Here is a 1035-nt window from a genome sequence, read left to right as displayed (position 1 = left end):
GCTGGCTGGGAGCATCCGTCCCTACTCGGCTACCAATCCCGATTTGTTGGTTAAATCGGCAAAGGCCTCGCAGTCCTTATTGATCGATGTGCAAAAAGTCATGAACACTTTAGCGACATCCAAGCCTTTCGCAAACGGATTGATGACCGCTGCCCAATCATCGGAAAAAAGCCTCGTGACGGAAATGATCCGGAAGATCGGCATTAAAAACGAACCTGATATCATGTATAACCCAGATGGAATCCGTTTTGATTTCCATCCGAAAGCTGGAGAGGTTAATTGCCATATCATCATCAGTCTAAAATGGAGGGATATTTGAAAAAAAACCGAAGCCTATGCTTGGCTTCGGTTTTTTTGTTCATTTCGCTTCAAAGGTTTCAACCAATAAGGCAAGCGTCCGAGCCATGACACCCGTCGCTCCTGCGGTGCATAATGCAGAGCTGCTGGAGGTTGTCGACGTGCCGGCAATATCCAGGTGGACCCACGGGGTCGCTTCTGCAAATTCACCGATGAAAGCCCCGCCCATGATGGCATGCCCGGCCCCGCCAGGTGAATTGTTCAAATCTGCTATCTTACTATTGCGTACGCGTTCCTTGTCCTTTTCGGTAATGGGCAGCCGCCACATAGGCTCGCCGGCCTCCTCGGAAGCTTTTTGGACTTGCTCGTAGAATTCAACGTCATTGGTCATTGCACCAGTCATATCCATGCCCAGCGCCGTTATGACACCGCCCGTTAACGTCGCTACGTCAATCAGGTATTCTGCACCATGATGTTTAGCGTAGGTCACGGCATCTGCCAAGACGAGCCGTCCTTCAGCATCGGTATTCAATACCTCGATCGTTTTTCCGCTCATGGCAGTGATCACATCATCCGGCTTGAAGGCCTCGCCGCTGATCATATTATCAGTGGAAGGAATGACGGCAACTACATTTTGGTCCGGCCCCAATTCGCCGATAATCTCCATTGCCCCCAATACGGCTGCAGCACCCCCCATATCCGTTTTCATTCCGACGATGCCGGCCTTCGTTTTCAAGG

Annotated in this window: 1 protein-coding gene and 1 pseudogene; one reads left to right on the top strand and one right to left on the bottom strand. The window is 50.8% G+C overall.

From position 1 onward, the window contains the following. A partial coding sequence (locus CVN76_RS00770) for a hypothetical protein (RefSeq protein ID WP_100530078.1) occupies positions 1–319 on the top strand: 319 nt, incomplete at its 5' end. Positions 320–358: 39 nt separating this feature from the next. Here the strand turns inward: CVN76_RS00770 and CVN76_RS00765 are convergent. Then, positions 359–1035 (bottom strand): annotated as a pseudogene (locus tag CVN76_RS00765) (leucyl aminopeptidase); the annotation flags it as partial.

Source organism: Bacillus sp. mrc49 (assembly GCF_002803435.1).
Note: the sequence above shows the minus strand (reverse complement) of the source record. Positions and strands in the feature narration are given on the sequence as shown.